Origin of the sequence: Candidatus Sodalis pierantonius str. SOPE (assembly GCF_000517405.1) — a bacterium.
Classification (GTDB): Bacteria; Pseudomonadota; Gammaproteobacteria; order Enterobacterales; family Enterobacteriaceae; genus Sodalis_C; species Sodalis_C pierantonii.
The window spans coordinates 1,282,113-1,300,772 of the sequence record NZ_CP006568.1; the positions used below are offsets into that span (position 1 = coordinate 1,282,113).

The 18,660-nt window shown below is 57.5% G+C and carries 15 protein-coding genes and 4 pseudogenes; 14 read left to right on the forward strand and 5 right to left on the reverse strand.

The window, feature by feature from the left end:
• Window positions 1-171: 171 nt before the first annotated feature.
• Entirely contained in the window at window positions 172-642 is a 471-nt protein-coding gene (argR, locus tag SOPEG_RS06610) for a transcriptional regulator ArgR (protein ID WP_025244748.1), read from the reverse strand.
• Window positions 643-895: 253 nt separating this feature from the next.
• On the opposite strand from argR, the pseudogene mdh reads away from it, so the two are divergent.
• Both mdh and SOPEG_RS06620 read left to right on the forward strand, forming a co-directional pair.
• Window positions 896-1,826 (forward strand): annotated as a pseudogene (gene mdh, locus SOPEG_RS06615) (malate dehydrogenase).
• 788 nt (window positions 1,827-2,614) lie between these two features.
• The gene (locus tag SOPEG_RS06620) at window positions 2,615-2,992 is read left to right on the forward strand and encodes a DNA-binding protein (protein WP_025244749.1); all 378 of its coding nucleotides are present in this window, start codon (window positions 2,615-2,617) and stop codon (window positions 2,990-2,992) included.
• 43 nt (window positions 2,993-3,035) lie between these two features.
• Here SOPEG_RS06620 and SOPEG_RS06625 read toward each other — a convergent pair whose 3' ends face one another.
• Window positions 3,036-3,299 carry a helix-turn-helix domain-containing protein gene (locus SOPEG_RS06625; protein WP_025244750.1) on the reverse strand — a complete coding sequence of 88 codons (264 nt, stop codon included), beginning with the start codon at window positions 3,297-3,299 and terminating at the stop codon, window positions 3,036-3,038.
• A gap of 186 nt (window positions 3,300-3,485) precedes the next feature.
• Here SOPEG_RS06625 and SOPEG_RS06630 point away from each other — a divergent pair, with 186 nt between their 5' ends.
• Window positions 3,486-3,866 (forward strand): DNA-binding protein, encoded by a 381-nt coding sequence (locus tag SOPEG_RS06630; RefSeq protein WP_025244751.1) that lies wholly within the window; start codon window positions 3,486-3,488, stop codon window positions 3,864-3,866.
• A gap of 90 nt (window positions 3,867-3,956) precedes the next feature.
• Here the strand turns inward: SOPEG_RS06630 and ispB are convergent, their stop codons facing one another.
• Window positions 3,957-4,928: an octaprenyl diphosphate synthase gene (gene ispB, locus SOPEG_RS06635; RefSeq protein WP_025244752.1), complete on the reverse strand. Its 972-nt coding sequence runs from the start codon at window positions 4,926-4,928 to the stop codon at window positions 3,957-3,959.
• 271 nt (window positions 4,929-5,199) lie between these two features.
• Between ispB and rplU the strand changes: the two genes are divergently transcribed.
• The 6 genes and pseudogenes from rplU (at window position 5,200) to SOPEG_RS06670 (ending at window position 10,892) form a co-directional block, all read left to right on the forward strand.
• Window positions 5,200-5,511, forward strand: a complete 312-nt coding sequence (gene rplU / locus SOPEG_RS06640; protein WP_025244753.1) for a 50S ribosomal protein L21 — start codon at window positions 5,200-5,202, stop codon at window positions 5,509-5,511.
• A 15-nt stretch (window positions 5,512-5,526) separates the two neighbouring features.
• On the forward strand, window positions 5,527-5,784 hold the full coding sequence (gene rpmA, locus SOPEG_RS06645; protein WP_025244754.1) for a 50S ribosomal protein L27: 258 nt from the start codon (window positions 5,527-5,529) through the stop codon (window positions 5,782-5,784).
• 89 nt (window positions 5,785-5,873) lie between these two features.
• A pseudogene (locus SOPEG_RS06650) lies at window positions 5,874-6,813 on the forward strand (DMT family transporter).
• 16 nt (window positions 6,814-6,829) lie between these two features.
• The gene (gene cgtA, locus SOPEG_RS06655) at window positions 6,830-7,996 is read left to right on the forward strand and encodes an Obg family GTPase CgtA (RefSeq protein WP_025244755.1); all 1,167 of its coding nucleotides are present in this window, start codon (window positions 6,830-6,832) and stop codon (window positions 7,994-7,996) included.
• 1,703 nt (window positions 7,997-9,699) lie between these two features.
• A complete protein-coding gene (locus tag SOPEG_RS06665) occupies window positions 9,700-10,386 on the forward strand; it encodes a hypothetical protein (protein WP_025244757.1) in 687 nt (228 codons plus the stop codon).
• Between the two features lie 35 nt (window positions 10,387-10,421).
• Complete coding sequence (locus SOPEG_RS06670; protein WP_025244758.1) at window positions 10,422-10,892, forward strand: hypothetical protein; 471 nt, start codon at window positions 10,422-10,424, stop codon at window positions 10,890-10,892.
• Window positions 10,893-10,943: 51 nt separating this feature from the next.
• Here the strand turns inward: SOPEG_RS06670 and dacB are convergent.
• Window positions 10,944-12,378: pseudogene (dacB, locus tag SOPEG_RS06675) on the reverse strand (serine-type D-Ala-D-Ala carboxypeptidase).
• A 260-nt stretch (window positions 12,379-12,638) separates the two neighbouring features.
• Here dacB and greA point away from each other — a divergent pair.
• Window positions 12,639-13,115 carry a transcription elongation factor GreA gene (gene greA, locus SOPEG_RS06680; protein WP_025244759.1) on the forward strand — a complete coding sequence of 159 codons (477 nt, stop codon included), beginning with the start codon at window positions 12,639-12,641 and terminating at the stop codon, window positions 13,113-13,115.
• 148 nt (window positions 13,116-13,263) lie between these two features.
• Here the strand turns inward: greA and yhbY are convergent.
• A pseudogene (gene yhbY, locus SOPEG_RS06685) lies at window positions 13,264-13,548 on the reverse strand (ribosome assembly RNA-binding protein YhbY); the annotation flags it as partial.
• A 153-nt stretch (window positions 13,549-13,701) separates the two neighbouring features.
• Here yhbY and rlmE point away from each other — a divergent pair.
• The 4 genes from rlmE (at window position 13,702) to glmM (ending at window position 18,640) form a co-directional block, all read left to right on the forward strand.
• Window positions 13,702-14,331, forward strand: a complete 630-nt coding sequence (gene rlmE / locus SOPEG_RS06690) for a 23S rRNA (uridine(2552)-2'-O)-methyltransferase RlmE (RefSeq protein WP_025244760.1) — start codon at window positions 13,702-13,704, stop codon at window positions 14,329-14,331.
• A 55-nt stretch (window positions 14,332-14,386) separates the two neighbouring features.
• Entirely contained in the window at window positions 14,387-16,318 is a 1,932-nt protein-coding gene (ftsH, locus tag SOPEG_RS06695) for an ATP-dependent zinc metalloprotease FtsH (RefSeq protein WP_025244761.1), read from the forward strand.
• A 142-nt stretch (window positions 16,319-16,460) separates the two neighbouring features.
• A complete protein-coding gene (folP, locus tag SOPEG_RS06700) occupies window positions 16,461-17,306 on the forward strand; it encodes a dihydropteroate synthase (RefSeq protein WP_025244762.1) in 846 nt (281 codons plus the stop codon).
• Window positions 17,303-18,640 carry a phosphoglucosamine mutase gene (glmM, locus tag SOPEG_RS06705; protein WP_025244763.1) on the forward strand — a complete coding sequence of 446 codons (1,338 nt, stop codon included), beginning with the start codon at window positions 17,303-17,305 and terminating at the stop codon, window positions 18,638-18,640. Before folP ends, glmM begins: the two co-directional genes overlap by 4 nt.
• Window positions 18,641-18,660 lie beyond the last annotated feature (20 nt).

Below are 18,660 nucleotides of genomic sequence, written 5' to 3' on the forward strand. Positions count from 1 at the left end.
AAGCGGGATCATTTCCACCCTGCGGCATGCTGGGTTTAACGCCGTGGCGAGGCGCCCGACCGGCAAGCTTAGGCCAGCAGGCGCCGGCGGCAGCTCTACGGTAACGCCGCCGGCATGGCGCATCCCGTGCGCCGTCGGCCCTGCCGGCTGCGAACGCGAGCGGCGGTGGCGTCAGAGCTCTTGGTTAAAGTGGACCAGAATAAATTCATACAGTCGTTTGACCGAGAAGCCAGGCGCGGGCGTGGTAAAGACCGTATCATCGCCAGCAATGGTGCCGAGGATCCCTTCTGATTTCCCCAGCGAATCCAGCATTCGGGCAATGAGCTGTGCCGCGCCGGGGCTCGTATGGATGACAACCAGTGCGTCATTATGATCCACATCCAGCACCAGATTTTTCAGCGGGCTGCTGGCGGTGGGAACGCCCAGCTCCGCCTGCAGGCAATATACCATTTCCATCTTGGCGTTACGGGTGCGTACGGCGCCGAATTTAGTCAGCATACGCGAGACCTTGGATTGATTAATGTTCTCAAAGCCCGCTTCCTGCAGCGCAAGCACAATCTCGCCCTGAGAGCTGAATTTTTCCTCTTTTAGCAGCGCCTTGAACGCCTTGACCAGTTCTTCCTGTTTCGATTGATTTCGCATGTTTTACCGCAGAGTAAGCCGATTATTTAATGGATTATTATGCATATTTATGCAATGAAATTGCTGCCGGAGACAGCTTTCGCTGTCCATGGTGGGTGAAAAGCCCCCAACTTGCAACCCGCCTACAGATGGCCTGCTTCTCCATGCGCTGTCGCAATCCTGATGTTCATCAATTGTCTTTATTAGGCGATGCCTTTATGCTTTTCAGTAGAGTATGAGATGCCATTCTTCGTAGGGATATAAGGAGATTACAATGAAAGTCGCATTGCTCGGCGCGGCAATGCGGCATCGGCCAGGCGCTGGCGCTGCTGCTAACAACCCGTTTACCCCAGGATGGGGAACTCTCGCTGTATGACATCGCGCCGGTAATGGCGGGGATTGCCGTGGACCTCAGCCACATTCCCTCGCCGGTGAAGGTGCGTGATTTTTGCGGTCCAGACGCGTCCCCGGCGTTGCTTGGCGCCGATATCGTGCTGATTGTGGCGGGCGTCGCCCGTAAGCCCCGTATGGATCGTGCGGATCTGTTTAATGTTAATGCCGGCATCGTGCGGCAGCTGGTGGGCCAGGTGGCGGTCTGTGCGCCCGAGGCGCTGATCGGCATTGTCACCAATCCGGTGAATACCCTGGTTGCCATCGCCGCCGGCGTGCTGGCGCAGGCCGGGGTCTATCAGCCGCAAAAGCTTTTTGGTATCACCACCCTAGACGTCATCCGCGCCAACAGTTACGTGGCGGCCATGAAAGGGCTGCGGCCGGATCAAATAGAGGTGCCGGTGGTAGGCGGCCACTCCGGCGTCACCATTCTGCCTTTGTTATCGCAGGTGCCGGGGATCACTTTCAGCGATGAAGAAGTGAATCTCCTGACGCGGCGCATCCACAACGCCGGCACCGAGGTGGTGGAGACCAAAGCCGGCGCTGGATCGGCCACGCTTGCCATGGGGTATGCCGCGGCCCGCTTTACGCTGTCGCTGGTGCGGGCGCTGCAGGGGCAGCAGGGAATTATCGAATGCGCCTATGTCGAAAGCGAGTCGGCGTTTTCCCGCTTTTTTGCCCAACCGCTGCTGCTGGGGCCGCAGGGCGTTAGCGCGCGGCGACCGCTGGGTATCCTCAGCGACTTCGAGCAGCAGGCGCTACAGGATATGCGCGCGGCGACCAGTTCCTGCAGCAGTAGCCCGCCGCCGCCGTGAGGATAAGGCGCTACGATCCTTGCGTCGGCGTGGCCCTTTATAATCACAGCCGCCGGGTGCGGTCTGTTATTTGCCGGCGACGCCGGCATTGTTTTGTCAGGCGTTTCGCCCGGGCTAGGGGCATTGCCGCGCCGGGGCGTGGGCTGGCCCGGCGCGCTTAGGTGTCAGGCAGGGCCGGCGCCGGTGGGGCGGCTATTGCTGATGAGCCGGTGCGTGTGACGGTGCCCTGCGCCGGCGAAAAGGGACGCCTGACGCCATGCGGGGATTGTCTCGACTTCTGTTATGGCGTCGGCGGAGGGATTAAATCTACGCTAAACATTTCATCGCCTCAGCAGGGTATAACGATAAACTTTTCCTTATGCCAAATACTATTTCTGGCCCGGTTTCCGTGTCGAAAATTTAGCAGCAACGCCATTTTCTTTTCCCTTTTCCCGGTCATTCGTTTTCACCTAAACTTATTTCTTAAGGTATAGTTTATTACATTACAGTAATAACATGGATAATGCTATAAGAATTCTATTCAATTAATAATGAACAGTTTTTATTAATTTTGTGTTTTTTATTCTAATAGCTGGCATTGATCTCATTTTTTAATGCCACCTTTGATCCAATGCGCTTTTTTTGTGTTGTAATTAGCGTTACGACAAGTCTTTAATGTTATACATTAAATGTTGTCGTAATAGCGGAACGGGAATCAGGTGCCGTAAATTCCACAGTACCTGCCCAAACCGTGCGATGGCGATAGCGCCAGGCTGTCACCATGACAAGGAGGGGGATTAAAGATGGAAATAAAAAAAGAATGGATTGCAACGCACGAATTGATTGGGGTAGGTGGACTACCCAAAACACGACAGGGACTGAATCGGCGAGCCAGGGAGGAGGGCTGGCAAAAAAGGCGGCGCGAGGGTGCGCGCGGCAAAGCGGTAGAGTATGCCTGGCACAGTTTGCCGGACATGGTAAAAAAGACGCTTTCTTTAAGGACCAACCCGGCGGAGTACCAACTCTCTCCACAGGAGACGTCGGCAACTTGGAACGAAATTCATCGGCAACTTTCCGATGCGGAGCGCGATTTTATCGTCTCTTTTATCGTACGTGAGGGTGTGTTGAACCTGTTAAAGCGTCTGGACTATCCGGATGAGCCGGTTAACGATCTCAGGCCGGAATGAAATAATGCGCCGGGGAAGGCATGGCCCTCCCCAGCGCCGAGGATCAGCGCTGGCGTATCAGGCTTTTCCTATCGAGCAATTGATTGGTTTCCGGGTCGATATAGCGGCTGGGCCATATCACCGAAGGATGGACCTCCAGCACATCGGCGATGAGCCATTCACCTTTGGGCCAAGGCCGGGTGAGGGCGTTCGCCAGCGTGGATGAACTCAATCCCGCCGCGCGCGATACCGCGGCCAGGGAGGTTCCGCGTTTACGAAGTGCCGCGATGATATCCGCAGGGTGCCAATCTGTATTCCTTTCGCTCACATTTCGTTCCTTTTGCTGTAAGACAAACGAGGATTAATGGTATAACTAACCAATGTAGATAAAACGAAGGCAATGGTCACAGCCTTTAGTTGGAAAATATATAGCATCAAACTTCTTAAATATTTTCAATTATTTTCCAAATAAATTCTAATTTGTTATGCAGGTCGAATTCGGAATGAAAATCTTATGAAACAAGCCTGGTTCAGCACGCAGGAACTGCTGTCCGTTGCCGGACTACCCGGTACCCGTCAGGGGCTGTGTGATCTTGCCAGGCGTGAAAAATGGAACCGGCGGCGCAGAAAAGGGGCGCAGGGGCGGGGGATGGAGTATGCGTTCGATAGCCTGCCGGCGGTGGTGCAAAAAGCGCTAATGCGCCGGGAAATGCGGGACGGGGACGACGTCGAATGGTCTCTTGAAGCGCCAGCGGAAGGGGTATCCGTGGCCCTGGCCACCTGGATAACCATCTACCGGCAACTGACCGTGGAAGAGAGGGAGCGGGTGATTGCTTTTGTTATGCGCGAAGGCATCGGCGCGTTTATCGTACGGCTGGGGCTGCAAGAAGAGTAACGGTAGTAACCACGACAGCGTTACGCCGTGGTTTGCCGTTCAATGACGGCGATTTTCCAAAGAGATTCCTTTCCTCTGGCGATTGCGCTTTCAAGCGTCGCGCTGCACCGCCACGTGGGCCAGGCCCTCTAGCGCATCGCGGTAAGGGGAGGGCGACAGGCAGTCCAAACAGGCGATAGCTTTGTCCGCTTCCTCTTCCGCGCACCGGCGTGTGTATCCCAGGGAATCGCACTGGCGCATGGTGTCCAGCACCGTCTCCAGCAGGTGGCGTCCATTGCCCTGCTCGATCGCCTGGCGGATCAGCGCCGCCTGTTCTGGCGTGCCGTTACGCATGGCGTGCAGCAACGGGAGCGTCGGCTTACCTTCGTTTAAGTCATCGCCCGTATTCTTACCCAGCGTTTTCCCGTCCGCGCCGTAATCCAGCAGGTCGTCAATGAGTTGAAAGGCGGTGCCCAGATAACGGCCGTAATCGCGCAGCGCCGCCTCCTGGCGGGCATCGGCGCCGGCCAATATGGCGGAGGACTGCGACGCCGCCTCGAACAGCCGCGCGGTTTTGCTATAGATAACCCGCATATAACTGTCGATTGTGATATCCGGATCGTTGCAGTTCATTAATTGCAGCACTTCCCCTTCAGCGATAATGTTAACCGCCTCAGACATCAGCTTCAGCACCCGCAGGGATTCCAGCGCGGTCATCATTTGAAAAGCGCGGGTATAGATGAAATCGCCGACCAAGACGCTGGCGGCGTTGCCAAACGCCGCATTGGCCGTCGCTTTGCCGCGGCGCATGTCCGATTCATCCACCACGTCGTCGTGCAACAACGTGGCAGTATGGATAAATTCGATCAGCGCGGAGACGGTGACATGCTGCTTGCCCTGATAGTGCAGCGCACGCGCCGCCAGCACCGCAATCATGGGTCGGATACGTTTGCCGCCGCCGCTGATGATGTAGTGGCCGAGCTGATTTATCAGGGCGACCTCTGAGTTTAGCTGCTCGCGAATTGCCGTGTTGACCTCCGCCATATCCTGCGCGGTCAGTTCAGTAATTTGTTCAAGATTCATTATTTTCTATCGGTTTGTAGGTATACCGTCAGTGTAATGCCGCACACGGGACCGAATGGCGGAAAGAGTGTTACTGATTGTACTTGAAAAACGTAAGATAAGAGATAAATGGCGATGAAGAAACTGCACCTTTATTCGCTTTCTGTATGTATTCTGCACTTGTCTTTAGTGAGATTCTTGCGTAGAATTCGTGCCCTATTGTTTTGTTGTGAATATTTTATAGCACGCTCCAGACGATTACAGATTGAGCGTGCGGAAAGCGGGGTTTTTTATGTACGCGGTTTTCCAAAGTGGTGGTAAACAACACCGGGTGAGCGAAGGTCAGACCGTTCGCCTTGAAAAGCTGGACATCGCAACGGGTGAAACTGTTGAATTTGACCAGGTTATGATGATCGCCAACGGCGACGACATCCAGATCGGCGGTCCTTTCGTGAACGGCGGCAAGATCACGGCGGAAGTTGTGGCTTACGGTCGCGGCGATAAAGTGATGATTGTGAAATTTCGTCGCCGTAAGCACTTCCGTAAGCATCGGGGCCACCGTCAGTGGTTCACTGACGTTAAAATCACCGGTATTGGCGCTTAACAGGAGAGCAGGCTCATGGCACACAAAAAGGCTGGCGGCTCCACACGTAACGGTCGCGACTCAGAAAGTAAACGCCTAGGCGTTAAACGCTTCGGCGGCGAAACGGTAAATGCCGGCAGCATCATCGTCCGTCAGCGTGGAACGAAGTTCCACCCGGGGACCAACGTAGGCTGCGGTAAAGATCATACGCTGTTCGCTTTAACGACGGGTAAAATCCAGTTTGAAGTGAAGGGCCCGAAGAACCGTAAATTTGTTAGCATCGTTTCTGAATAAATTTTCCGTTCTCTGATAGCCGAGTAAAGCCCCGCACCTGGTTGCGGGGCTTTTTACTTTATTCCGCTGTTTTACGCTCACCGTTCATCATGAAAAATACGCAGCAGGCTGGACAGCAGACGGGCATCGGCATTGCGCTCGCTTTGACCACCGCCATGTGCTGGGGCGCGCTCCCCATTGCCATGAAGTAGGTCCTTACCACCATGGAGCCTTACACCGTGGTTTGGTACCGTTTTTTAATGGCCGGTATGGGGTTGCTGCTGCTATTGGCGCCGCGCAGGCAATTGCCGCCGCTGCGGCTGTTTTTCCGCTGGCGCTGGCTGATACTGCTCGCGGTGGCGACCGCCGGGCTTTTAGGCAACTTTGTCTTTTTTGGCACGTCGCTGCAATATTTGAACCCCTCCGCCTCGCAGGTCATCGGCCAGCTGTCGCCGGTGGGTATGATGCTGGCGAGCGTCGTCATTCTGAAAGAGCGCATGCGCATCACGCAGCTGATTGGCGGTTTGTTGATGTTTTTCAACAGCAGCCTGCGCGAGATTTTCACCCGTCTGACCGCCAACACCCTGGGGGTGATCTTTGGCTGTTGCGCGGCGATGGTTTGGGTGAGTTATGGCGTGGCGCAAAAAGTCTTGCTGCGGCGCCTGGCATCGCAACAGATTCTGTTGTTGCTGTATATTTTGTGTACAATAGCGCTGACGGTGGTGGCGAAGCCGCTGACGCTTTTGCAATTAACCGGCGGCCAGTTGGCCTGCCTGCTGTTCTGCGGCCTGAATACGCTGGTGGGATATGGCGCGCTGGCAGACGGCGCAAGTGAGCGCCATTATTACCCTGACGCCGCTGTTTACCCTGATTTTTTCTAATTTGCTGGCGCTGTTCTGGCCCACGGCCTTCGTGCCGCCGCCGCTGAACTTTGTCGGCTATAGCGGCGTGGTGGTGGCGGGTGCGATGTGTTCCGCTGTCGGTCACCGCTGGTGGCCCGGGCTGAACAGACGGGCCCCGGTCGCCGTTATCAAGCCGCCCGGCAAATGAGTTATGGAGAGTTATCATGAAGTTTGTTGATGAAGCCGCCATTTTGGCGGCGGCGGGCGACGGCGGCGACGGCTGCGTCAGCTTTCGCCGGGAAAAATACATCCCCCGCGGCGGGCCGGACGGCGGCGACGGCGGCGACGGCGGCGATGTGTGGCTGCTGGCGGATGAAAATCTGAACACCCTCATCGATTACCGATTTGAGAAAAACTTTCGCGCCGAGCGCGGACAAAACGGCCAGAGCCGGGATTGTACCGGCAAGCGCGGCAAAGACATCGTTATCAAAGTGCCGGTGGGTACTCGGGTGCTGGATTTGGGCACCAACGAAGTCATGGGCGATATGACCCGCCACGAGCAGCGGCTGATGGTGGCCAAAGGCGGTTTTCACGGCTTGGGCAACACGCGTTTTGAATCGTCGGTCAATCGGGCGCCGCGGCAGAAAACCGACGGTACCAAAGGCGAGATCCGCGAGATCCAGCTGGAACTGATGCTGTTGGCGGACGTCGGTATGCTCGGTCTGCCCAATGCCGGTAAGTCTACGTTTATCCGCGCGGTATCGGCGGCCAAGCCGAAGGTGGCGGATTATCCGTTTACCACGCTGGTGCCAAGCCTCGGCGTGGTACGCATGGATAACGAGCAGAGCTTCGTGGTGGCGGATATTCCCGGACTGATCGAAGGCGCGGCCGACGGCGCTGGTTTGGGTATTCGTTTCCTTAAGCATCTGGAGCGCTGCCGGGTGTTGTTGCATCTTATCGATCTGGCGCCGGTGGACGAGTCCGATCCGGTCGAAAACGCTCGCATTATCGTCACCGAGCTGGAATGCTACAGTGAAATGCTGGCCGCCAAACCGCGCTGGCTGGTATTCAACAAAGCGGATCTGCTTGACGCTGAGGAAGCGGCCGCGCGCGCCAAGGCTATTGCCGAGGCGTTGGGTTGGGAAACGCAATACTATCTGATTTCCGCCGCCAATCGCGACGGCGTGAAGGCGCTGTGCTGGAATGTGATGGCGTTTATCAACGCGCATCCTAAAGAGCAGGCTACGCCCGAGGCGGGGCCGGAAAAAGTGGAATTCATGTGGGATGATTATCACCGCGATCAGCTCATGCAGGCGGAAGCCGAAGAGGATCTGGATGATGATTGGGATGAGGACGATGAAGACGGCGTGGAAACGATCTATCAGCGCTGAGCATCATTAACTCTTTTCCTCCCCCGGCGGTCATGGCATCGCCCGGTTGGCGATAGCTGGTCAGTAAGTGCTGACTGGCTATGCCCGCCTCCCCCAGCCGCGATATTGCTGCCTAACCGCGCATTGCGGCTGGGAGAATGTCTTTTCAGGCCGTAAGATATTTCCATTACGAGCCATCCGTCCGGGGGCAAATCCTCTTGCCTGCCGCCCGTTTAGAACGGTAGATTGGCCCTATCGCTGAAGAATCCGCTGAAAATTACCGGTTGTGATTAAACCGTCTTTTCTTCATGTCGCTGCCGCGGCTTTCATACTACCCTGGTCACTAAAGCCGCGAGAAAGGTTATACGCAGCGCCGACTGCCTGCTGCCCGTTGCATTTCACCCGTCTAACATGACCCGGCCGTCAGGATGGGCGGTACATGTCCTCAATGATGCGTGCGCTATCCCTCAGGGTCTCCCCTGATGGCAGGCCCGGCAGTGCCTGAATGTTGACGCCATCACGCCATGACGCGCCGCGGCCCGAACGGCGTTGCGAGGTGTCACTTCGACCCAATGGAACTGAACAGGAGTCACTATGCCGAATACCATGGATGTCAGGCAAAAAGCAGGATTGAACGCTTCCCGTCAATCCACATCACCGGCTTCACCCGACGTAGGAACGCCACAGACCCCGCCCCGGTCGCCCGCCATGGTCGAACGTCGGACGGTGAGGCCGGCGATTCCCCTCTGCCCGCGCGGGCGTTCCTCGGTGCCTGCCGCCGTAAGGAACTTCCCGCTGATGATAAATGCACTGCTGAAGAAAACATCCCGGCCCCACGCGCGGCCTAACCACGGTGCAAAGGCGTGTCCTTTGCCTCCTGCGCCGCAGGCAGCGTCAGCCCGGCGGCGGGAGTCCGGCTACCCCGTCCCCCGGCAAAGAGCCACGGGGCAAAAACCGCTCTCGTCATGGCGTAAAAAAACAGCAGAAGCCCGAACAGTCGTCCTACCGTCAACTACGCTATGCCGCACTGAACGCGACCGCCGGTGAGGCGGACGCCTCCACGCCGCTCCCCACCGCCGCCCTGGCGCGAGGGGCAATACCCGCAGCAACCGCCATCAACGGCGGCAGGCCTGACGCGCGCGCGAACGGATACCCTACCTATCGGCGAGGATCGGGGGAGGGTTATCGCAATAACCTCCACAGCGACCACGGCGCGCAGATAAGGATGACCAGCGTTCCCTGGCCCGGGGCCATCGCCGGCTGCGGCTGGCGCAATATGATGTGTATGCTGGCGGCCAACGTCATTGACACCTCGGCGCAAGGAAGCAGAGAGACCCGGGTTTTTAGCACCTGGACACCTTATTGGCCTCAGCCGACGGCGGGAGACGTCACACCTGCAAACGAAACCCTGAGCGGTTATGGCAATCTTGTCGGTGGATTATGGACGGGTACCGCGAGTCGGGGTGATGCGCTTCCGGCGATAGGCACCGCCTTTGCCGGTGCGATGGCGAGAGCGATTAGCGCCGCGCCGCGAGCCCAGGAGGGCTCCGCGTCCGTTAATGTTAAGCGTGAGCCGGTCAATGCCGCGTCGCCCGCCGTGGATGTGTCCGACGCCGCGATCGTTACGGGCGCGCAGATTAACGCCGCGTTGCCCGCCGCGGGTCCGTCCGCCACCGCATCCCCGTTCGGCGTTGCCGTCACGCCCTGTGTCACGGGGGCTATTAATGCGTCTGTCACTCCTGCAAGACGCCTACCGCCCGACCTATGACCTGATGCCGTCGCAACAGACGCAGAGCGTGTCGCTTTTTCCCCTGGCGAGCTACTCGCCATCCCCCCTTCCTATGTCGCGACTGGCCAGTTTCATTCATCCCATGGGGTACTATAAATTCCTGTTCGAGCGTAAGCAGGATCTGACCGAGGATTTAGACGCCACGGTAAAAGCGTACTATGCGCGGAACGAAATTCGACGTTGTGAGGCGGCGGGTTGGGAAGAGGGCAGAGTGATGGCGTATCTGCGTAACTTCAAAGTCCATGTGTATTCCTATGGCAAGCAGATGCAAACCATTCCTCCCGCCTTTCAGTATCTGCGGCAAAACTTGAAGCGTTTCATCCATGAGGTTGAGTTGGCCCATGACTATGTCAGGCGTGCGCTTGATATCTATTTCGACGAGATCGAAGATACGCTGACGGGGACGCAGAACATTGCCGGCGATAGTAGCATCAGGTGCTATCTCAGCGGCGTGCTGCATACCCAAGATGATCTTATCCTCACCCAGGCCATTTTGCGGCTACACTATTGTCACATCAGTCTCAATGACTACCTGTGCTATCCAAAACCAATATCCTTTTCGCCTCGTCGAGAACCCCGGGTCAGCCCTTTAGCTACGATCCGACCATCCCGCTGGGCGTGACCCTGCCCAATGATGCGGGAAACAGGGTGGTGATTATGGTGGATAACGACAGGGTTGAAAAACACTATCCGATGCATGTCACAATCCTGCATGAAATTTCCCATATCCAGGCGGGCGCCCAGGATTTTCTGTTCCTGCCGAGTAACGGCCAGTCTGTGGACGTCACGACTATCCTAAAGCAGTTCTATGATGCGATTAATAATCGCAATGGCGAGACGCTGCCCTACGCGAAGACCTTAGTGAAAGGCTATGAAAATTTCTGCAAATTACGGCCCCTAACGCCGCTGGAATTCATCGAGCGGGTCAGAGCGGACAAAATGCTACAGGCCAATATCATTATGGACAACGCCGATTGTATCGCGCAGTTTGTCGTCGACATCGGTCAAGGCCGCCCCTATCGCCGCAAAGACAACGGCACGTTGCGGCACATCGAGCACCTGATGGCCGCCATCTGCTGCCGTGATCTGCGGAAATTGTTGGAAAAAATCATCGCCAGCCGCTTGTAGGAAAGAAGGGCGTCTCCCGGCCGGCGCGTGGGCCGACCGGGCGCGAAACGGCTAGTTATTCTGATAAATATCTTTATACAACCGGCTCTCGAAACGCACCAGCGGAACGCGCCGCGCACGTTGATCCGCCGGCGGCACCGCATAGCCGGAGAGATATTGCACAAACGCCATACGTTGACCGCTGGCGGTGGTGATAAAGCCCGCCAGGTTGTAGACGCCCTGTAGCGAGCCGGTTTTCGCCGACACTTTGCCGTCGACCCCAGCCTCATGCAGACCCGCGCGGTACATGAGCGTGCCGTCATAACCCGCCAGCGGCAGCATGGAGATAAAGTCCAGCGTCTGATCGTGCTGACCGATATATTGCAGCACCTGCATCATGGTGGCGGTGGAAATCAAATCGTGGTGCGACAGACCGGAACCATCCATCTGGATACTGTTGCCCAGATTCGATGCCCGCCTGCTGACGCAGGATCTGGCGCACCGCATCCGAGCCCGCGCGCCAGGTGCCCGGCACTTTAAAGCGTTCGTGGCCAATCATGCGAAAAACCGTGTCGGCAATCATATTGTCGGATTTTTTCAGCATAATATGCAGTAAATCGTGCAGCCGTGCGGAAGAGGATTGTGCCAAAATGTGTCCCGGCGGGCTGGGCTGCGTCTGGCGCAGGAGCGTGCCGTTCAGCGTGATATCCGTCTGCTGCAATTCGTCTTTGAGGATGGCGCCGGCATAGCTGGCGCCGTCCTGAATGGCGAACGCCAGCGGTAGCGGTTCGGCGCGCTGGGTCATGCAGCCGGTAAGGGTATAGCGGTTAAGCTCTCCCGGCACCACGTCCAGCTCGCAATATTGCGCCGCGCCGTCGCCGCGGGCCAGGGTACGCACCTGGCTGAACATATGCACCGGGTAATACGAGGCGACGCGGATAAACGCCGGCTCTCCGGCCGTCCGGGCGCTGTAGAGCGACACCGAGAAACAGTTGCGATCGACAATGGCCGCGCCCGGCGGTGCGCTAATGCATTGCGTCAGATCGTTCCAGGGCCAGCCGGGGGCTTTGTCATGGCTGGCAAACACCGAGGTGTCGATAATCAGGTCACCGGTAATTTGTTTGATGCCTTGCTTGCGCAGCTCGGCCACCATATTGCGCAAGCGCTGTCGGGTAAACGTGGGATCGCCGCCGAAGCGCGCGGTCAGGTTGCCGCACAGCACGCTGCCCACCGGCGCGGAGGCCGCTTCGAGGGTGGTGGTAAAGCGATAGTCCGGGCCCAGCTGCAACAGCGCCGCCAGCGCGGTGAGCAGCTTCATGGTGCTGGCGGGCAAGGCCATCTGCTGACTGTGATAATCAATAACGGGCTGCGGGGCCCCCACTTTTTGCACCACCAGCGCCAGGTTGGCGCCGTCGGGCAGATATTCCGTATAGTTTTCAACCGGCGCCGCCTGTGCGGAAAGCATGAAAACACTGGTCAATCCTATGACTAATCGTAAAAAACGCATAATTTTGGGCAACGGCAATGTAACGTGCTGTCATACTACGGTGCAAACAGGGATAAAGTAAACGATGACCCACACCGAACTCTGCGGTAAAATACGTATCAAAATGCAAAACTGAGGCTGGCCTGGGAAGCAATTCCGGGGTTGCCTCACTTTTGCTTTGCGCTTAGTGAGCGGCGTGTGCCAAACGCGCGTCGCGCCAGCGCCTGTCACGCCAGGACGGCGATTATTTTAGCAGGAAGAATTTACATAGAGGTACAATTATGAACCAGATTCCGATGACCCTGCGCGGCGCTGAAAAACTGCGGGAAGAGCTCGAAAATCTCAAAAGCGTCCGTCGCCCCGAAATTATCCGGTCTATTGCCGAGGCCCGCGAGCACGGCGATTTAAAAGAAAACGCCGAGTATCATGCCGCGCGGGAACAACAGGGCTTTTGCGAAAGCCGCATCCAGGAAATTGAAGCCAAACTGTCCAATGCGCAGGTGATCGATGTGACCAAGCTGGCCCCGAGCGGCCGGGTCATTTTCGGCGCCACGGTCAGCGTGAAGAACCTGGATAGCGAAGAGAAGCAAACCTACCGCATCGTCGGCGACGATGAGGCCGATTTCAAGCAAAACCTGATTTCCATTAATTCTCCCATCGCCCGCGGGCTGGTGGGCAAGGAAGAAGGGGATATCGTCGTCATCAAAACCCCTGGCGGCGAGGTGGAGTACGAGATCCTTAAGGTGGAGTATCTGTAAACGTCCGGGCGGCGCCGCAGCCGGCCTCCGTCCGCTTATCCCCCCGCGGGCCGCCGCTGGCTTTGTAAAGAAAAGCAAAAGGCCGCGGGTGGCCTTTTCCTGTGGGTCGGAGAGTGGCATCTTTCCATCGGAAAGATGATGTTAGCGGGCGGGGCAGCGTAATTTTCCGCTCTGCAGCCGGCCGGTACAGCACCAGAATATTGCCAATAACCTGTACCTTGCTGGCGCCGCTTTCACGAACGATGGCATCGGCGATCAGCGTTTTGGTCTCGCGCTCTTCCGCGGCAATTTTCACCTTGATAAGCTCATGATGTCCCAATGCCTGTTCGATTTCGGCGAGCACGTCTTCCGTCAAGCCGTTATTGCCCAGCTTGACGACAGGCTTCAGCGAATGGGCCAGCCCTTTAAGATGCTGTTTTTGCTTATTATTCAGATTTCTTTGTGTTTTTTACTTAGGTTGGGATTGAAAACGGCATATTCTACCGCCATCTCATTCATATCGCCAAATCGGCGTCCGTCGATATCGGCACATGGGCGGCCAAATCTTTCCACCGCTGCACTCTATACAAGATAGCTGGAAAATAAGATGGCGACCAAAAAGCGTTCTGCAAGCTCCAGCCGCTGGCTGCAGGAACACTTTAGCGATAAATATGTTCAGCAGGCACAAAAAAAGGGACTCCGTTCCCGTGCCTGGTTTAAGCTTGATGAAATACAGCAGAGCGACAAGCTATTTCGCCCGGGGATGACCGTGGTGGATCTGGGCGCGGCGCCCGGCGGCTGGTCGCAATACGTCGCCACGCAAATCGGCGGCAAAGGGCGTATCATCGCCTGTGATATCCTGCCGATGGATCCGATGGTGGGCGTTGACTTTCTGCAGGGGGATTTTCGTGACCCCCTGGTGCTGCAGGCTTTGCTTGAGCGCGTAGGCGAGCAGAAGGTGCTGGTGGTGCTGTCCGACATGGCGCCCAATATGAGCGGTACCCCGGCGGTCGATATCCCCAAATCCATGTATCTCGTGGAGCTAGCGCTCGATATGTGCCGGGATGTGCTGACACCGGGTGGGAGTTTTCTGGTTAAAGTCTTTCAGGGAGAAGGTTTCGATGAGTACCTGCGGGAAATACGCTCCCTGTTTACGAAGGTAAAAATCCGTAAGCCAGACGCTTCCCGGGCCCGCTCCCGCGAAGTGTACATTGTGGCGACAGGGCGCAAAATATAGTACCCTACGCTAATTGTTAACACTGTTGTAATATGAGGTTAATCCCTTGAGTGACATGGCGAAGAACCTGATTCTCTGGCTAGTTATCGCAGTCGTGCTGATGTCGGTATTCCAGAGCTTCGGGCCCAGCGAGTCCAATGGGCGTAAAGTGGATTACTCCACCTTTATGTCCGAATTGAATCAGGATCAGGTTAGGGAAGCGCGTATTAACGGTCGTGAAATCACCGTTACTAAAAAAGACAGTAACCGCTACACCACCTATATCCCGGTCAACGATCCCAAGCTGCTCGATATCCTGTTGACCAAAAACGTCAAAGTCGTGGGCGAACCGCCGGAAGAACCCAGCCTGCTGGCGTCTATCTTTATCTCCTGGTTCCCGATGCTATTGCTGATTGGGGTCTGGATTTTCTTTATGCGTCAAATGCAGGGCGGCGGCGGTAAAGGCGCCATGTCGTTCGGCAAGAGCAAGGCGCGGATGCTGACGGAAGACCAGATTAAAACGACGTTCGCCGATGTTGCCGGTTGCGATGAAGCGAAGGAAGAGGTCAGCGAGCTGGTGGATTATCTGCGCGAGCCAAGCCGTTTTCAAAAGCTCGGCGGCAAAATCCCGAAAGGCGTGCTGATGGTGGGGCCGCCAGGGACCGGTAAAACGCTGCTGGCCAAAGCCATTGCGGGAGAAGCCAAGGTCCCGTTCTTCACCATTTCCGGTTCCGACTTCGTGGAAATGTTCGTCGGCGTGGGCGCCTCCCGCGTGCGCGATATGTTCGAGCAGGCGAAAAAAGCGGCGCCTTGCATCATCTTTATCGATGAAATCGACGCCGTCGGGCGTCAGCGTGGTGCCGGTCTCGGTGGCGGTCATGACGAGCGCGAACAGACCCTGAACCAGATGCTGGTGGAAATGGACGGCTTTGAGGGTAATGAAGGTATCATCGTCATCGCCGCGACCAACCGCCCCGACGTGCTGGACCCGGCGCTGCTGCGCCCGGGCCGTTTCGACCGCCAGGTGGTGGTGGGCCTGCCCGATGTGCGCGGCCGCGAACAGATTCTGAAAGTCCACATGCGCCGCGTCCCGCTGGCGCCCGACATGGATGCGGCGGTTATTGCGCGCGGCACGCCCGGCTTCTCGGGCGCCGATTTGGCCAACCTGGTAAACGAAGCGGCGCTGTTTGCCGCCCGCGGCAGCAAGCGCGTGGTGTCGATGGTGGAATTTGAGAAGGCCAAGGACAAAATCATGATGGGCGCCGAGCGCCGTTCCATGGTGATGACCGAAGCGCAGAAAGAGTCCACCGCTTACCATGAAGCCGGTCATGCGATCATCGGCCGCCTGGTGCCGGAGCACGATCCGGTGCATAAAGTGACGATTATCCCGCGCGGCCGCGCCCTGGGGGTGACCTTCTTCCTGCCGGAAGGGGATGCTATCAGCGCCAGCCGCCAGAAGCTGGAAAGCCAAATCTCCACCCTTTACGGCGGCCGGCTGGCCGAGGAGATCATTTACGGTCCGGCGAAAGTGTCTACCGGGGCCTCCAACGATATTAAAGTGGCGACCTCGATTGCCCGTAACATGGTGACCCAGTGGGGCTTCTCCGAAAAGCTGGGTCCGCTGCTGTATGCGGAGGAAGAGGGTGAAGTTTTCCTCGGCCGCTCGGTGGCCAAGGCGAAGCATATGTCTGATGAAACGGCGCGCATCATCGATCAGGAAGTGAAGTCGCTGATTGAGCGAAATTATGTCCGCGCCCGCACGCTGCTGATGGAAAATATGGATATCCTGCATGCTATGAAGGATGCGCTGATGAAATATGAAACCATCGATGCGCCGCAGATAGACGATCTGATGGGCCGCAAGGCGGTCCGCCCGCCCGCAGGCTGGGACGATACCGTCTCCGACAATAGCGCCGACGACGGCACGCCGCGCGCGCCGACGCCGGTGGATGGACCGCGCACGCCGAATCCCGGCAATACCATGTCGGAGCAGTTCGGCAACCGTTAATGGTTCCCTCCCGCGTCGGCGGCAAGGCCCCGGCGCGGTACTACCGACAGCCCCGCGTTATACGACACGCCGGGGCTTTTTTTGCGCAGAAGATGCTAAGATAGCGGCCTTACAGTTTGCACAGCACAAGGAAACCGTCGTTATGCAACTAAAAGCTCGAGAGCGTACCCTTAGCCTTTCCATTCCGCGCGTCATGGGGATCCTCAACGTAACCCCGGACTCATTCTCCGACGGCGGCAAATACCAGCATCTGGCCGCCGCAATCGATCACGCCGCGGCGATGCTGGACGCCGGCGCGGCCATTATCGATATCGGTGGCGAATCCACCCGCCCGGGGGCGGAGACGGTCAGCGCAGAAGAGGAAGCGGCACGGGTGGTGCCGGTGGTGGCGGCGCTGGCGCAGCGCTTCGACACCTTCATTTCGGTGGATACCTCCAAGGCGCTGGTTATTCGCGAAAGCGCGGCGGCCGGCGCCCATTTGATCAACGATGTCCGCTCGCTGAGCGAACCGGGCGCCCTGGACGTCGCCGCCGCCAGCCAGCTGCCCGTCTGTCTGATGCATATGCAGGGCGATCCGAGCACCATGCAGCAGGCGCCGCACTATGAGAATGTGCTGGCGGAGGTAGAAGCGTATTTTGTGCAGCAAATTGAGTGCTGCGAAGCGGCCGGCATCGCCAAAGACCGTCTGCTGCTCGATCCGGGCTTCGGTTTCGGCAAGACGTTGGAGCATAACTATCAACTGCTGGCCCGGCTGGGGGATTTTCATCATCTCGGCCTGCCGCTGCTGGTGGGGATGTCGCGCAAATCGATGATAGGTCAATTGTTGGACCTTCCGCCAGAGAAGCACGTTACGGGCAGCGTTGCCTGCGCGGTCATCGCCGCGCTGCAGGGGGCGCAGATTATCCGGGTTCATGACGTCAGGCAAACCGTGGAAGCAATGCGCGTGGTGCAAGCCACGCTTTCAGCGAAGGAAACCTATTTCCAATGAGCAATCATCAATATTTTGGCACCGACGGCATCCGCGGCAAGGTCGGTGATTCCCCCATTACGCCGGATTTTGTCCTCAAGCTGGGGTGGGCCGCCGGTAAGGTGCTGGCGCGCCACGGCTCGCGTAAAATTATCATCGGCAAAGATACCCGAATCTCCGGCTATATGCTGGAGTCGGCGCTGGAAGCGGGGCTGGCCGCGGCCGGCCTGTCCGCCGCTTTTACCGGCCCTATGCCGACGCCGGCTATCGCCTATTTGACCCGCACCTTTCGCGCCGAGGCGGGTATTGTCATCTCCGCCTCCCATAATCCGTTCTACGATAACGGCATTAAGTTTTTTTCCATCGACGGCACGAAACTGCCCGACGAGGTGGAAGAAGCTATCGAGGCGGAGCTGGCCAAGCCGTTAACCTGCGTCGAATCGGCGGAACTGGGCAAAGCCAGCCGGATTGTCGATGCGGCCGGGCGCTACATCGAGTTTTGCAAAGGGACTTTCCCGGGCGATCTGAGTCTTAAGGGATTGAAGATAGTTGTAGATTGCGCCAACGGCGCGACCTATCACATCGCCCCCAGCGTGCTGCGCGAACTCGGCGCGACGGTGGTGACCCTCGGCTGCCAGCCGGACGGTATGAACATTAACCAGGAATGCGGCGCCACCGATGTGCGTCTGTTGCAAAGCCGGGTGCTGGCGGAAAAAGCCGATCTGGGCATCGCCTATGACGGCGACGGCGATCGGGTGATCATGGTGGATCATCTGGGGCAGAAAGTGGATGGTGATCAAATCTTGTATGTCATCGCGCGGGAAAAATTGCGTCAGGGCCAGTTATCCGGCGGCGTGGTCGGCACGCTGATGAGCAATATGGGCCTGGAGCTGGCGCTTAAGCAGTTGGGGGTGCCGTTCGTGCGCGCCCGCGTTGGCGACCGCTATGTGCTGGAAAAAATGCAGGAAAAGGGCTGGCGTATCGGCGCGGAGAACTCCGGCCATGTCATCTTGCTGGACAAAACTACCACCGGCGACGGCATTATCGCCGGGCTGCAAGTGTTGTCGGCGATGGTCGGTAATCATATGAATTTACATGACCTTTGCAGCGGCATGCGCCTGTTGCCGCAGATTCTGGTCAATGTACGCTTTGCCGGACTTCACGATCCGCTGGAATCGGCGGCGGTAAAACAGGCCAGCGCCGAGGTGGAGCAGCAGCTGGCCGGGCGCGGGCGGGTGCTGCTGCGCAAGTCGGGTACCGAACCCCTGATCCGCGTTATGGTAGAAGGGGATGACACCGAGCAGGTCAGCCGGCTGGCGCACCAGATCGCGGATGCCGTAAAAGCCGCGGGCTAAGATGTACGGCAATTCGGCGC